This is a genomic window from Peribacillus sp. NPDC097295, assembly GCF_044761665.1.
Classification (GTDB): domain Bacteria; phylum Bacillota; class Bacilli; order Bacillales; family DSM-1321; genus Peribacillus.
Genome location: NZ_JBIWCW010000003.1, coordinates 375,113 through 389,286 on the forward strand (window position 1 = coordinate 375,113; position 14,174 = coordinate 389,286).

Annotated in this window: 16 protein-coding genes and 1 tRNA gene; 10 read left to right on the forward strand and 7 right to left on the reverse strand. The window is 39.8% G+C overall.

Annotated features, from left to right (window positions below; all coding sequences use genetic code 11):
- Positions 1–59 precede the first annotated feature (59 nt).
- Entirely contained in the window at positions 60–356 is a 297-nt protein-coding gene (locus tag ACIQXN_RS08185) for a hypothetical protein (protein ID WP_402964445.1), read from the forward strand.
- Positions 357–409: 53 nt separating this feature from the next.
- Here ACIQXN_RS08185 and ACIQXN_RS08190 read toward each other — a convergent pair whose 3' ends face one another.
- The 5 genes from ACIQXN_RS08190 to ACIQXN_RS08210 all read right to left on the reverse strand — a co-directional run bounded on the left by ACIQXN_RS08190 (position 410) and on the right by ACIQXN_RS08210 (position 3,296).
- Positions 410–898, reverse strand: coding sequence for a spore coat protein (locus tag ACIQXN_RS08190; RefSeq protein WP_402964448.1), 489 nt, complete (start codon positions 896–898; stop codon positions 410–412).
- 239 nt (positions 899–1,137) lie between these two features.
- Positions 1,138–1,398: a hypothetical protein gene (locus ACIQXN_RS08195; protein WP_402964451.1), complete on the reverse strand. Its 261-nt coding sequence runs from the start codon at positions 1,396–1,398 to the stop codon at positions 1,138–1,140.
- A 146-nt stretch (positions 1,399–1,544) separates the two neighbouring features.
- Positions 1,545–1,973 carry a GNAT family N-acetyltransferase gene (locus tag ACIQXN_RS08200; RefSeq protein ID WP_402964454.1) on the reverse strand — a complete coding sequence of 143 codons (429 nt, stop codon included), beginning with the start codon at positions 1,971–1,973 and terminating at the stop codon, positions 1,545–1,547.
- Between the two features lie 4 nt (positions 1,974–1,977).
- Entirely contained in the window at positions 1,978–2,493 is a 516-nt protein-coding gene (locus ACIQXN_RS08205) for a YjcG family protein (RefSeq protein WP_402964457.1), read from the reverse strand.
- A gap of 80 nt (positions 2,494–2,573) precedes the next feature.
- Positions 2,574–3,296 carry an alpha/beta hydrolase gene (locus ACIQXN_RS08210; protein ID WP_402964460.1) on the reverse strand — a complete coding sequence of 241 codons (723 nt, stop codon included), beginning with the start codon at positions 3,294–3,296 and terminating at the stop codon, positions 2,574–2,576.
- Positions 3,297–3,478: 182 nt separating this feature from the next.
- Here ACIQXN_RS08210 and ACIQXN_RS08215 point away from each other — a divergent pair, with 182 nt between their 5' ends.
- Entirely contained in the window at positions 3,479–4,036 is a 558-nt protein-coding gene (locus tag ACIQXN_RS08215) for a phosphatidylglycerophosphatase A family protein (protein WP_402964463.1), read from the forward strand.
- Positions 4,037–4,074: 38 nt separating this feature from the next.
- Here ACIQXN_RS08215 and ACIQXN_RS08220 read toward each other — a convergent pair whose 3' ends face one another.
- Positions 4,075–4,296, reverse strand: coding sequence for a hypothetical protein (locus tag ACIQXN_RS08220; RefSeq protein WP_402964466.1), 222 nt, complete (start codon positions 4,294–4,296; stop codon positions 4,075–4,077).
- A gap of 213 nt (positions 4,297–4,509) precedes the next feature.
- Here ACIQXN_RS08220 and ACIQXN_RS08225 point away from each other — a divergent pair.
- From ACIQXN_RS08225 to ACIQXN_RS08245, 5 genes are all read left to right on the forward strand, one after another.
- A tRNA-Val gene (locus ACIQXN_RS08225) sits at positions 4,510–4,581 on the forward strand.
- A gap of 194 nt (positions 4,582–4,775) precedes the next feature.
- Positions 4,776–5,684: a UDP-N-acetylmuramate dehydrogenase gene (gene murB / locus ACIQXN_RS08230; protein ID WP_402964469.1), complete on the forward strand. Its 909-nt coding sequence runs from the start codon at positions 4,776–4,778 to the stop codon at positions 5,682–5,684.
- A gap of 201 nt (positions 5,685–5,885) precedes the next feature.
- A complete protein-coding gene (locus ACIQXN_RS08235; protein WP_402964472.1) occupies positions 5,886–6,908 on the forward strand; it encodes an SMI1/KNR4 family protein in 1,023 nt (340 codons plus the stop codon).
- A gap of 423 nt (positions 6,909–7,331) precedes the next feature.
- A complete protein-coding gene (locus tag ACIQXN_RS08240; RefSeq protein WP_402964475.1) occupies positions 7,332–7,559 on the forward strand; it encodes a hypothetical protein in 228 nt (75 codons plus the stop codon).
- Positions 7,560–7,779: 220 nt separating this feature from the next.
- Positions 7,780–8,304, forward strand: a complete 525-nt coding sequence (locus ACIQXN_RS08245; RefSeq protein WP_402964478.1) for a type 1 glutamine amidotransferase domain-containing protein — start codon at positions 7,780–7,782, stop codon at positions 8,302–8,304.
- 55 nt (positions 8,305–8,359) lie between these two features.
- Here ACIQXN_RS08245 and ACIQXN_RS08250 read toward each other — a convergent pair whose 3' ends face one another.
- Positions 8,360–9,526, reverse strand: coding sequence for an ROK family transcriptional regulator (locus tag ACIQXN_RS08250; protein ID WP_402964481.1), 1,167 nt, complete (start codon positions 9,524–9,526; stop codon positions 8,360–8,362).
- Positions 9,527–9,694: 168 nt separating this feature from the next.
- Between ACIQXN_RS08250 and xylA the strand changes: the two genes are divergently transcribed.
- From xylA to xylB, 3 genes are all read left to right on the forward strand, one after another.
- Positions 9,695–11,017, forward strand: a complete 1,323-nt coding sequence (gene xylA, locus ACIQXN_RS08255) for a xylose isomerase (RefSeq protein ID WP_402964484.1) — start codon at positions 9,695–9,697, stop codon at positions 11,015–11,017.
- A 170-nt stretch (positions 11,018–11,187) separates the two neighbouring features.
- Complete coding sequence (gene xylE / locus ACIQXN_RS08260) at positions 11,188–12,576, forward strand: D-xylose transporter XylE (RefSeq protein ID WP_402964487.1); 1,389 nt, start codon at positions 11,188–11,190, stop codon at positions 12,574–12,576.
- Positions 12,577–12,663: 87 nt separating this feature from the next.
- A complete protein-coding gene (xylB, locus tag ACIQXN_RS08265; RefSeq protein WP_402964490.1) occupies positions 12,664–14,166 on the forward strand; it encodes a xylulokinase in 1,503 nt (500 codons plus the stop codon).
- The last annotated feature ends 8 nt before the right edge of the window (positions 14,167–14,174 follow it).

Consider the following 14,174-nt stretch of genomic DNA (forward strand, 5'->3'; position numbering starts at 1 on the left):
ATTATTCTGAAGTGGGTAAGTGAATGGAAGAGAATCTTTTATGTGAGGAGGGTTAATAAATGGGATACATAGCGCCAATAACACAATTCGAGTATATTCAATATGCGAACCGGACAGTTGAAGCGGGGAGGAAACCGAGAATCGTTGATGGAACGACACCCATTCAGCCAATTCGTTTTGACCAAGTACTAGAAGACGAAACGAAACGGTCCGAAAAATTTGACCAAGTCACGAACGTGAAAGAGGATGGTTCTTCAAGTACAGGTAAGTATAAGAATCATTTAATGATGAGGGCTCATGAAGAAATCCAGGTAGAAATGACAGGAAAAGGCGGGTATGTAAACGAGATGGCTTGAATTTCCCATGAAAATACAAAAGGACACGAAGAGTGTCCTTTTTGTGCTTTCTTTTAAAGAATGTCGATTTCAACGATTAGAGCTAGTAACAATTGTAGTAAAAGTTGAATGTTAAGAGCAATTTGAGCATCAGTTGTTGTCACTTCAATATCACGGCTGTTTTCTACAATTGTTTTTTGGCGAGTGATTTGTTTTACATTAGAAGATTGGATCAACTCTTGGGTAATGCGATCAGCATTATCGGCATCTGCAATGGAAATGCTGACGATTACTGCGATTGCTGCTTGGAGGGCCGCTTGTAAAGAAAGTGCAGCTTTTACATCTGTAGAAGTGATATTTACATTACAAGAATCTTTAATGTAAATGAGTTCTTCAGAAAGCTGGAGTTGTGAATTATCCTGTTTTGCCTCTTGGTCAATCTGTGTGTCATCATTGCCGCAAAATCCAGTTAGTGGATGGTTGGAATTAGAATCTAGGGCTGACCATGATCTGTCAGAGCCTTCGTGTGTATTACAATTGCTACGATATACATTTTGGTTCATGTCATTTTTCCTCCTTAGGATATATACTCCCTATTAAAATATGCGTAGATGATAAATCTGGTTGGACGAATAAATCATTTCAATCGTTTATTTTTTTGTGAGTAAGGAAAATTTTAAGTTTAGTGAAAGTAATTTTTAACGAAGCTAATATGTTAGGGATGAAATGTAAGAGCTGCTCAGTCATGTTTTATTTGTACTGTCTTATCGACAAGTAAGGTTTTAGATGAAGAACAATGATGTTATTGTTCTTTGGAATCTTTGTACTTAGTTTGATAGGAATTCGTGACTGGGTTGACGTCATGTTCGGTTATTTTCTTTTCTTTATTGATGAGAATTTGAGACTGTTCTTGTAAATAGCGAACGGTCTCTTTAAGGTTGTTTCTCTCTTTTTCGGTCAGATCGACTTTATCTTTTTTGAAGCCATGCTTCCTCATAGTCCGTGAAACAAGCAATTCCATTAGCCTTTTTTGTGATTCCTCTAAATTAAATTCATTACTCATGAAATTTTCCCTCCTTCTTACTTTCTATATATAGACTATGTTCATTTGCAGAGATTGACATAGAACGGAACTGTTTTTTTATAATAAATGGGTAGGTAAAAAAAACGCTGTTCCCTTAGCGAAATCAAAGGGAACAGCGTTTTTTATTATGAAATCTGTTTAATCATCGTCTTGTGTGCAATGCCAGCATCCATAAATTCCTCGGAAATGATGTCATAACCTAATTTTGAGTAAAAGGGGATGGCATGCAATTGAGCATCTAGCTTCAGTTGGGAGATGTCTTGTGAAACGGCATATTGTTCAATGGCATTCATGACCATGGCACCGGCCCCGGTCTTGCGGGCCGGTGGAAGTACACAAATGCGCTGAACCTTACCAATGCCATCTATAATCCGGAATCTACCCGCACCGACAGGGAGTTCTTCATCGTTATATAAAACGAAGTGAATGGAATCTTCTTCATATTGATCGATCTCTTCTTCAAGTGGGACATGTTGTTCCTCGACAAAAACTTTTTTTCTAATGGTATAAGCATACTCACGTTCTTGGTCGTTCTCGACAATTTTTACAAACACGAAATTATTCAGCTCCTAAACGAAATGTTTCATATACGGTCCACGTACCATCTTCCAGTTGATATAATAAATGAATTCTTTTGACTTCCTCTTCGTGGCTTACATCAAGCATGCTCAATTGGCCTAACACATCCGAATGTTCATTATCCGATAAATCTTGTGCAATCGTTATATGTGGAATAAAAGCATGTTCGGAGTCAGTTTTGAAGAACTTTTCATCATGAAGGATTTCATGTAACCCTTCAAGTTCCTTGGACATCTCTACCTTAAAATAAATGGTGTTGCTGACGGGTTGGAAAGATTTCGCTTTCGTAACATTCAAGGTGAAAGGCTGGAACTTCCGTGCAATGTCCTCCAACCGTTCTGCAATTGCGGAAATTTCCGTTTCAGTCGCTTCAAACGGTTGTTTAAGTGTTAGATGTGGTGGAATAAAAGCATACTTCGTATCATACCGTTTTCGGTAGGAGTTTGCTAAATCTTGAAGTTTTTTTGAAGGGAAAATTGCAACACCATATTTCATATTGTGGCCTCCTAGGATTATGATTTAATCTTTTGAATATTTAGGTCAAGGAGTCTGTCCTTATAGCCTAATGTAATACTTTAGAACATTTCTAAAAGGGCTCTTTTTAAATCTGCCTGCCAAAACTTCCAAGTGTGATTACCTTCAAATTCCTCATAGAAACAAGTGAACCCTTTTTGATTAAGTAAGTTATGCAATTCCCGATTGGGTACGATGAAGTTTTCCCGATTCCCATCTGTTGTTGGAACGTCGGTCTCTTCTGTTCCAATCACATGATAAAGTTCAAGTAGATGAGGTTCCTCGAAATTACGGACGGCATCCATCACAACTTCATTGGCAAGCGGTGACTGCATGATGCATTTGCCGAATGTATGAGGATATTTAAGTGCGGTCAGTAAAGAAACTGTACCGCCAAGAGAATCCCCTATCAATGCCCGGCCATGCCCCATTTGATAGGTTGGGAATTCCTCATCTAAAAACGGAACAAGTTCATGGGCTAGGAAACGTATGTAGGCGTCGTGTTGTTCTCCATCAGGATGATACTTCCTTCTGCGGTCAAACCGATCTTTATAAGGAATACCGATGATTATAACATTCTCAATTTCATCGTTTCCTAATAGTTCATCCGTCACACGACCAATTCTGCCCATTTGGAAGTAATCGCGACCATCTTGAGCAATGACGAGCGTATATTTATAAAGTGGTGAAAAATTAGCCGGTAAATACACAAGTAGCTCTAATTCCTCAGATAATGCTTCACTTCTAAACATATATTCTTTTATCGTGCCTTTGCGTAAACTCATTTCCCGCACCTCTATGGATTTATATTGAATATTAACCTTACTTAGTTATTTTAGCATAGCCTAGATTCTTTTTCTCCTATGAAGGATAGGGAAAAGTGAATTTTTGTTTTATTTTCTAAATATTTAAAATATAAAATGTTATAATGAAAAGATATAAAAAAATAAATGGGGAGGCAGATAAAATGGCAGATGTACGCGTCCATAGCAGAGAAGTTACAAGAGCGGCTAAGCAAACATTAATAGACCGGGGTGTCAGTGTCGAAGCTATTGCGGAGATTGTCTATGAATTGCAATTCCCATACAAAGCTGACTTGAAACGGGAGGAATGCATTAAAAGCGTCGAGCGGGTGCTTCTAAAAAGAGAAATTCAGCATGCTATATTAGTCGGTGTTGAACTTGATAAACTCGCAGAACAAAAGAAGCTCTCGGAACCGTTACAATCCATTGTTGAATCTGATGAAGGGCTGTTTGGTGTGGATGAAACGATAGCGTTTGGTGCGGTACTCGGATACGGTAGCATTGCCGTCACAACCTTTGGGCATTTGGATAAAAATAAAATCGGTGTCATTCATGAGTTAGATAAGAAGCAAGAGGGAGTGGTGCATACATTTCTGGATGATATCGTTGCAAGCATAGCCGCAAGTGCCGCATCAAGATTGGCTCACCGTCTAAGAGATGACGAAGAGTCTTTAACGGAGCAGGAGAAGGATATTCAGGAAGAAGAGGAGTTAATCGGATAAACTCGGGACCTAAAGCGATATGTTAGGGGGTTAAAGGCTCATCCTGACCTCCCATATCTGGACTTAATAAGGCGGGCAGAAAGAATATTATCCATTTTAAATGTTCGTTTTGTTCGCCGCAGTAAACAAAAGGCACGAATATAACCTGGATATAATTCAAGTACTTCAATTCTTCGCTGCGTGATCTTTCCGCTTTCTGAAAGGTAAATGATTTCCATAGGAATCTCTTCGTCCATATGCTTACGAATGATATAGTTCATTCCGTTAACCTCCATTTCCATTATTTCTTGTTTATATTATACGCGAACGTTCGTTCGGTATGCAATAAAAAAACGAACGTTTGTTCTTTTTATATTTATTGCTTTTTTAAATGGTACACGGAAAACTTTTTCAAAATAATTCGTTGACTTTTGTTGAAAAAAACTTATAATAAATTATGTACTTAAGTAATAGAGCAAGCCCATTTTACATACGACTTGTTAGCTCAGTGGGAGAGCACTTCCTTGACAGGGAAGGGGTCGTGGGTTCGAATCCCTCACAGGTCATCAGAACGGTGGAAGCATTGTAGAGACAATGTTTTTGCCGTTTTTTTGTTATTAGCAGGTCAAAACTAAAACTTAATCATTGTTTTCCCTACATTCCAAGAATATAATGAAACATCTAACATATTAGTTTTACAAAGGGGAACTGCATCATTCGGTCCTCTTTTTCTAAAATATTTAAATGGGAGTTTATATAAATGAGTACACAAACGTTTTCAGACCTTCAGAAGATTGTTCATCCAAGTAATGTGAAAATGAATGAACCGCTACATAACTATACGTTTACTAAAACAGGCGGTAAAGCGGATTATTTCGTCACACCTAAAAGCTATCAAGAGGTCCAAGCTATTTATACGTATGCGGAGAACCATCATATACCGTTAACAATCGTAGGTAATGGGTCGAATATGATTATTAAAGATGGGGGCATCCGGGGAATTGTAATGACCCTTATTCAGCTAGATAGTATGCATACCAACGGTGAGGAACTGACCGTTCAAAGTGGAGCAGCTATTATTCAAGCTTCACGATATGCTTTAGAGAATCATCTTACAGGTTTGGAATTTGCTTGTGGGATACCTGGTTCGGTTGGAGGAGCCCTCTATATGAATGCAGGAGCATACGGTGGAGAAATATCCGATGTCCTCAAAGATGCTCTTGTTATTACGCATACGGGAGAATTAAAGACCTTACATAAGGATGAGCTAGAATTGGGTTATCGATCTAGCCGCTTCTCAAAAGAAAAATTACTGGTCCTCGAAGCTACTTTCTTATTACAGAAAGGCGAATATGAAGACATCAAAAGTAAAATGGATGAGCTAACTTTCCAGAGGGAATCTAAACAACCACTTGAGTTCCCGTCTTGCGGAAGTGTCTTCAAACGGCCGCCTGGTCATTTTGCAGGTAAATTAATTCAGGATAGCGGGTTACAAGGTAAGCAAATCGGAGGTGCCCAGGTTTCAACTAAACACGCTGGATTTATTGTGAATGTAGGATCCGCTACAGCCACCGATTATTTGGAACTCATTCAATACGTTCAAAAAACCGTTAAATCTAAATTTGATGTAGAACTTGAAACCGAAGTTAAAATAATTGGAGAAGATTAAGCCTTTAAAAAGACTTTCGCTTATGTAAAAGCGGAAGTCTTTTTTTTTGTAGGAAGAGTCCTTAGAAAATTATGGTATAATTGTCCGAGCTGTAGATATAAATTTTTAGTTGAGAAGCCTCCAGGAATCTATTTTTGGAAGACGAGGATTTCAATATGGATGACTCATTCAAATAGATATATATATTAGGGAAGTGATTTAATGGCAAGTGTCTTTTGGGAAGAAGAGGATGACTATTTTAAGTTAGAGCCGTTAACAGATGAAATGGTAGAAAAAGCTGAACAAGATTTAAAAGTAAAATTACCGCCTTCCTATATAGATATCCTCAAAGAACAGAATGGAGGATTTACTAACTTTAACTCGTATCCTATAGATTTTCCAACCTCGTGGGCAGAAAATCATATTCGCGTAGATCATATTTTTGGGATAGGTGAAAAAAACAGCATATTAGATAGTGAATATCTCATTAAAGAATGGGAAATGCCCGAAGGACTGATTTTGTTTAATGGAGATGGACATACTTGGGTTGCCTTTGATTATCGAAATGTTGATTCTAACCCTTCCATTGTGTATGTAGATAACGAAGACGAAACGATTATAAAAATTTCGAATACGTTTGATGAATTTTTAGAACGATTGTATATGGAAGAATTTGAACCCCCTGAAGAAGATGATGATGACTTTCTAATGAAACATTATGGTAAGGATGATTTTGAGATCCTTTTACAACAAGATGATGTAGAAGAACTATTCTATGCTATCATTTATGTTTCGCAATTTGAACGGGATGTTGAATGGGTGAGTAAGCAATTTTTAAAGTTAAGCAATCATCCTGATGACCATATAAGAAATGGCATTGCTAATAATGTATGGAACACTTTAAGTTATCAATTAGATGATGAAACCATCCAGACTTTTATAGAGATTTTCAAGAATGATTCCGATAGCGATGTACGAATGTATGCAGAGATGATTATCGAAAAGATGAATTATTCGTATGAAGAATTAAAAGAGGATTTACAAAAGGACAAACGAGTTAGCTTTGCTTATCAAGATGAGATTTATCATATCAATCAGCATTCTAATTTGTGGCATATTTCCGTGTTCGGTGGAGAAACCGATGTGGATCTACAATCTTTTGGAACAAGAGAAGAATTATTGAATCAAGCCACTTTAGGTGGGCAGCCATTAGAGCAGGTGTGGAACAAAGTAAAAATATTGTAAAAAACTTATAGCACTTTGCTTTGAAGCTATAGGCAGGATAGTTGAATAAGGACATAAATTAATTGTAGCAGATCAGCTGAGCCCACATATTTGCTAACATATTGATTTTGACTATATTCGTTTTAAAGAGTTTTGTTGATATCTATACCGTATAAAGTTGATAGGGAAGGGATTGCTGCTTCGAACCCCTTACATGTCATCAAAATGGTGAAGCATTGTTGAGACAATGCTTCACCATTTTTTTGTCTAAAATTAAAAGACTACCTTGATTTTTTCAGTTTCAATTTTACTTGTGACCATCCTCTGACAAAGAAATCAAAATAAAAATAATAAAGGAAAAGCCTATGGGTAACAGAATGGTTAAGAATTTAATACTCTGATATTAGAAAGAAAAATAAATCAAACAAGAAGGATGGGATCCTCATGGTTGATAAAAATAATCGAAATGACAAGAGGGAAAAATGGAAAAAGCAAATTATGAATAATCTGAGGAAGGAAAGTGTCAAAAATATCATAGCAAGAACAGGAGACCTAGCAAGGTCAGATGCTAACGTCAATAATACTTACACTGTACACATCAAGGATGGAAAGATGGTGAAGCAACCTACAAACGGGAAGTGTGTGGTCATTAATGGGAAAGTCCAGGGTTAGCTGAAAGGGTATAGAGTAGGCTTGTAATCAGAAAGAAAATTGAACAATAAAAAGATAGCGTTTTTCTAAAAAAGGCTCGGTTCCTATTTTTTATGGGACCGAGTTTTTTTATTAACTCATAGATAGAAGTTTATCCGGAGATAAAAGTGTACGAGACAGTAGAAAAGGGAAGGATTCCATTATAGGTAACAAATGAACTAATAAAGGAGGAGAGGGAATTATGCGCTTAAAGGGAACGAAAATCATTAGCCTTGTGCATCATGATTTCGAGGATTTGGAGCTTTGGTACCCCATTTTACGTTTAAGGGAAGAAGGAGCTATTGTCCATCTTGCCGGTGAAAAGGCAAATGAAACGTATATTGGAAAATATGGTGTGCCAGCCGATTCGGATTTTGATTATGGCAGCGTTAAAGCTGATGACTATGATGCGATCCTTGTTCCCGGAGGGTGGGCACCTGATAAGATCCGCCGGTTCCCTGAGGTGATTTCGCTGATACAAAGGATGGAAGAAAGCAAGAAGCCAATCGGCCAAATTTGTCATGCAGGTTGGGTCTTGATTTCAGCAGGTATTTTGAAAGGTAAGAATGTGACCAGTACACCTGGCATTAAAGATGATATGGAGAATGCTGGAGCGCATTGGGTGGATGAGCCTGTTGTGGTGGACGGCAACCTGGTATCGAGCAGACGTCCGCCCGATCTTCCCGATTATTTAAGGGAATTGATTCGCGTGATTGAACAGAAATGAAACAAAAAAGGAGATTTTTCCTAGCGGGAAAATCACCTTTTTTGTTTCATGTAACCTATTGATTTTTTTGGTTCAAGTTGGTTTTCAGGAATTTTTCGATCACATGAGCAGAAACCCCTAATGAAGGGGAATAGGAAGATAAATCGGAAAAGCTGATATGCAATTCTTCTTGATTGAACTTGAGGGCGTGATTTTCGACAATCTCGACGATAGGTTCCCTCAACCATTCCTTGGCCATGGCCAAGCGATTTCCGATGATAATCTGCTGTGGATTAAACGTATTGGAAATATTACTGATGCCAATTCCGAGGTAATGCCCGATTTCTTTGAAAAGTTTACTAATTTCCTCACTATGACTGGCCTGTTCAGTCAGTGATTCGAGCGTGATTCCTTCTGGATGGATAAGTTCAGATGCCAGGTCAATCAATGCTTTTTCGGATGCGTATAATTCCCAGCAACCCTTGCTTCCGCATGTGCATGGCTTTCCATGAACATCAATAATCATGTGGCCCATTTCTCCTGAAAACCCATTCGCTCCACGGTACAGTTCGTTTTTCAGAATAATGCCGACCCCGATGCCCATACCTGCGCTTACATATACGAGATGATCGTGGTCTTTGCCGGCCCCGAATTTCTTTTCTCCATAGGCCCCGGCATTTGCCTCATTTTCTACTATCACAGGGAGACCAAACTCTTCTTCCATTTCTTTTTTTAGGTCAACATTCTTCCAACCTAAGTTCGGGGCAAGCAGAATTTCCCCTTCGTTATCAACAATCCCAGGAATGCCAATTCCGATTCCAACCACTCCGTAATGGCTTTCGGGGGCAGTTTTTATGAAAGAATGAATCATTTCTTTCATGCGCTCAAACGTTTCTTGGTAGTTTGCGTTATTCGTATTTCTACTGATTTCACTTACGATGTCGCCATTGAGATCAGTAAGGATCCCTAATATATAATTTACTCCAAGATCTATCCCAATTGAGTAACCGGCTTTTTCTTGAAACAATAATAGTACTGGGCGCCTTCCACCGCTGGATTCTCCGGGACCTGATTCAAAGGCAAGATTAGCTTCCAACAGTTCATTGACGAGAGAAGATACAGTTCCCTTCGTGAGTCCGAGATGCTGCGAAATGTCTGCCCGAGATATCGGTGCACGTTCCAGGATGGTTTCTAAAATGGCCTGCTTGTTATTCACTTTCATCAGTTGCTGGTTCCAGGTCATCTTTCTACCTCCTTTTAATAACAATGGATTTTAGGTAAGTTTTATTATAACAAAAAAAATCAAAAAAACTTAGTATATTCATTAGACAAACTAAGTTATTGCTGTTATTATTTTCATGAGCAATGAAAGCGATTCCAAATTCATTTTATCTGAGGAGGAAATACTAATATGAGTTATTTCGAAACTATCAACCAAGTAAAATACGAAGGTTCAGAATCTTCGAATCCTTTATCCTTTAAATATTATAACCCGAAAGAAATGATTAACGGAAAGACCATGGAAGAGTTTTTGCGCTTCGCCGTTTCTTACTGGCATACATTCACCGCAGATGGCACAGATCCATTTGGACAACCAACAATGCTTCGTCCATATAATAAATTTACGGGAATGGACCTTGCCAAAGCACGTGTGGAAGCATCCTTCGAATTTTATGAAAAAATGAATGTTCCATTCTTTTGCTTCCATGATGTCGATGTCGCTCCTGAAGGGGACACATTGAGAGAGACAAATAAGAACATGGATGAAATTGTGGCCATGATCAAGGAATACTTGAAGACTAGCAAGACAAAATTACTTTGGAATACGGCGAATATGTTCTCTAATCCCCGTTGGGTTCATGGTGCAGCCACTTCACCGAATGCGGATGTATTTGCCTATGCGGCAGCGAAAGTGAAAAAGGGATTGGAAGTAGGGAAGGAATTAGGTGCGGAAAACTATGTATTCTGGGGCGGACGTGAAGGCTACGATACCCTTCTTAATACGAATATGAAGTTAGAATTGGATAATTTGGCCCGATTCTTCCATATGGCCCTTGATTACTCTAAAGAGATTGGTTTTGATGCGCAGTTCTTGATCGAACCAAAACCAAAGGAACCGACGAAGCACCAATATGACTTTGATGTCGCGACGGGTCTTGCCTTTTTACAGACGTATGGCTTAAAAGATCATTTCAAATTCAATATCGAGGCGAACCATGCCATTTTGGCAGGACATACATTCGAACATGAATTGCATGTTGCCCGTACTCATGGCATGCTTGGTTCCGTCGATGCGAACCAAGGGGACTCACTACTTGGGTGGGATACCGATGAATTCCCGACTGACCTCTACGCAACGACGTTGGCAATGTATGAAATCCTGAAAAATGATGGTCTTGGAACGGGCGGGCTAAACTTTGACGCGAAAGTAAGACGTGGTTCCTTCGAGTATGAAGATTTATTCCACGCCCATATTGCAGGGATGGATAGCTTTGCGATTGGTACTAAGGTCGCTAAAAAGTTACTCGAAGACAAAGTGTTGGAAGACTTCATTGCGGACCGTTACAGCAGCTATACAGCTGGAATCGGCTTGAAGATCGTTGAAGGGAAAACTGATTTCCGTAAGTTGGAAGACTATGCACTTGGTCTTGGTGAAATCCAAAATAAATCGGGCAGACAAGAATACTTAAAAGGCATTTTGAACAAATACATCCTTAAGGCAATTGCAGAATAAAAGATGAATGGGAAGGGAGGAACTAGCATACGATTTAGATTCCTTCATGGTCATATATTCTAATTCAACTAGAGGGGGAGTATGGAGAAGGAGTATATGGTGGAAAGAAAAGAAACAGCTGGGTACCTTGGCGCTTTTCTTTTGCGGGCTTATTCTGACTCTATAAAACTATGAAAAAAAATCGTAACTCACTTTATATTTTTTCACTTACACTAGTAGCGGCACTTGGTGGATTGCTATTTGGATATGATACGGCTGTAATATCAGGGGCGGAAAAGTCCCTGGAAGCCTACTTCATTACGAGTTTAGGCATGGGGTCTTTAGCTCACGGGGCGACGACTTCAAGCGCATTGATTGGGTGCATTATCGGAGGGTTGCTGTCCGGGATGATCTCGTCTAAACTCGGGCGTAAGAATTCATTGATCCTTGCTTCTCTGTTATTCTTTTTTTCTGCTTTAGGGTCCGCTTATCCGGAGTTTTTATTTTTTACAAAAGGCGAACCGACGTTAGGGTTATTACTCACGTTTAACGTATACCGGATTATAGGCGGCATCGGAGTGGGTCTGGCTTCAGCAATCGTCCCTATGTATATAGGGGAGATTGCTCCAGCAGATATCCGGGGTAAATTGGTATCGTTTAATCAATTTGCGATTATTCTAGGGATGTTGGTCGTTTACTTCGTTAACTGGGCCATCGCAAATGGCCAGTCAGTGGAATGGATTAACGATATTGGTTGGAGATATATGTTCGCTTCAGAAGCGATTCCGGCTCTATTGTTTGGTCTGCTCCTGCTGTTTGTTCCAGAAACGCCACGATATTTAGCGTTGAAACATCAAAATGATAAAGCGCTGGCGATTCTAACGAAGATTAATGGGGCTGCTGAGGCCAAATCCATCTTTAATGAAATTAAACAAACGGTGAATGTATCCAGTGGGAGATTATTATCTTACGGTAAACTAGTAATCGTCATTGGGATCCTTCTATCCGTATTCCAACAATTTGTCGGGATTAACGTTGCATTGTATTATGCACCGCGCATTTTTGAAAGCATGGGGGCAGGTAAAGATGCGTCGATGATGCAAACCATCATCATGGGAATTGTAAACGTTATCTTTACTGTGATTGCTATCATGACCGTGGATAAATGGGGACGAAAACCATTACTCGTAGTCGGTTCCATAGGAATGGCGATAGGCATGTTCGGGGTAGCGGGAATGGCGTACGCCAATGTGATTGGAATTAGCACGTTAGTATTCATCATTATATATACGGCTTCATTCATGATGTCGTGGGGACCTATTTGCTGGGTATTGATTTCAGAAATATTCCCGAACAAAATTCGAGGACAGGCGGTTGCCATTGCTGTTGCAGCCCAATGGATCGCTAATTATTTAATATCAGCCACATATCCTATGATGATGGAGTACAGTGGTGCTTTAACATATGGATTCTATGGTTTAATGAGTGTCCTTTCGGCAATTTTTGTATGGAAATTCATACCGGAAACGAAAGGAAAGACGTTGGAAGACATGGAAAATGTCTGGATGAAATCTGCTTGATTAATAGAAGGAAATATTTGATTTGTGTGCTGGGTCCGTATAGGATTTCCAGCACATTTTTCTAAAATGGATGAAGGATGGTGGAGCATGAAATATGTCATCGGTGTGGATTTGGGGACGAGTGCGGTCAAGGTTCTTTTGATGAACAAGCAAGGAGAGGTATGTAAAGAGATTTCGAAGTCTTACCCTCTTATCCAGTTACGATCTGGATTCAGTGAACAAAACCCGGTGGATTGGGTGGACAAGACGACAGAGGCACTAAGGGAATTAGTGGAAGGATTTGTCGGGGATGTAGCGGATATCGAGGGAATCAGTTTTTCCGGACAGATGCACGGTCTTGTCTTATTGGGCCAAAAAGGGGATGTCCTTCGAAATGCGATTCTATGGAATGATACAAGAACGACGGAACAATGCCAACAAATATATGAATATGTTGGGGAAGAAAGGCTTTTGGAAATTACGAAGAATCAGGCACTTGAAGGCTTCACGCTTCCGAAATTGCTTTGGGTTAAACAGCATGAACCGGAAATCTATCAACAAGCAGCTGTTTTCTTGCTGCCAAAAGACTATGTCCGTTATGTGATGACAGGAAAGATTCAAAGTGATTACTCGGATGCTGCCGGAACGCTTCTTTTGGATGTAGCAAAAAAACGGTGGAGCGGTGAAATGTGTGCTCTTGTCGGTGTTGACGAAGCGCTTTGTCCTCCTTTGGTAGAATCGAGTGAATGTGTCGGTGAAATAACGGCAGACTTTTCAGGCCAAACAGGTTTGGCGAAAACGACCAAAGTATTCGCAGGAGGAGCTGACAATGCCTGCGGTGCAATCGGTTCGGGCATTCTGTCCGAAGGTAAAACCCTTTGCAGCATCGGTACTTCCGGAGTGGTGCTTTCCTATGAAGAAAAAGGAGATCGTGACTTTGGAGGAAAAGTTCATTACTTTAACCATGGAGAGGAAAATGCTTTCTACACGATGGGTGTGACCCTGTCTGCTGGGCATAGCCTAAGCTGGTTTAAGGAGACTTTTGCTAACGGGGAAGGGTTTGATATGCTCCTTGATGGCCTTGATGACGTTCCAATCGGCGCAAATGGACTCTTGTTCACCCCTTATCTTTTGGGCGAGAGAACACCTTATGCAGATGCTGTTATTCGCGGAAGCTTTATCGGCATGGATTCTTCTCATAAACGGATTGATTTTGCAAGGGCCGTCCTTGAAGGCATTACTTTTTCATTGAATGAATCCATCGACATTTTCAGGAAAAGCGGAAAGGTAATCGATACGGTCATTTCCATCGGTGGAGGGGCGAGGAACGAAACTTGGCTTCAAATGCAGGCGGATGTTTTCAATGCGACGATTGTTAAATTATCAAGCGAGCAAGGGCCGGCCGTGGGAGCTGCAATGCTTGCCGCTTATGGCAGCGGCTGGTATGGTTCCTTACAGGCATGTGCGGAGGTCTTCACTTCGGTGGATAAAACCTATGAGCCAATAGCCGCTAATGTAGAAAAATATCTCCGGTTATTTGACGTGTACAAAAAGGTGTATGTGCAAACAAAGGAATTGAACGAAGAGCTGAAAATTTTCCGAAATAACTAGAACAAAAT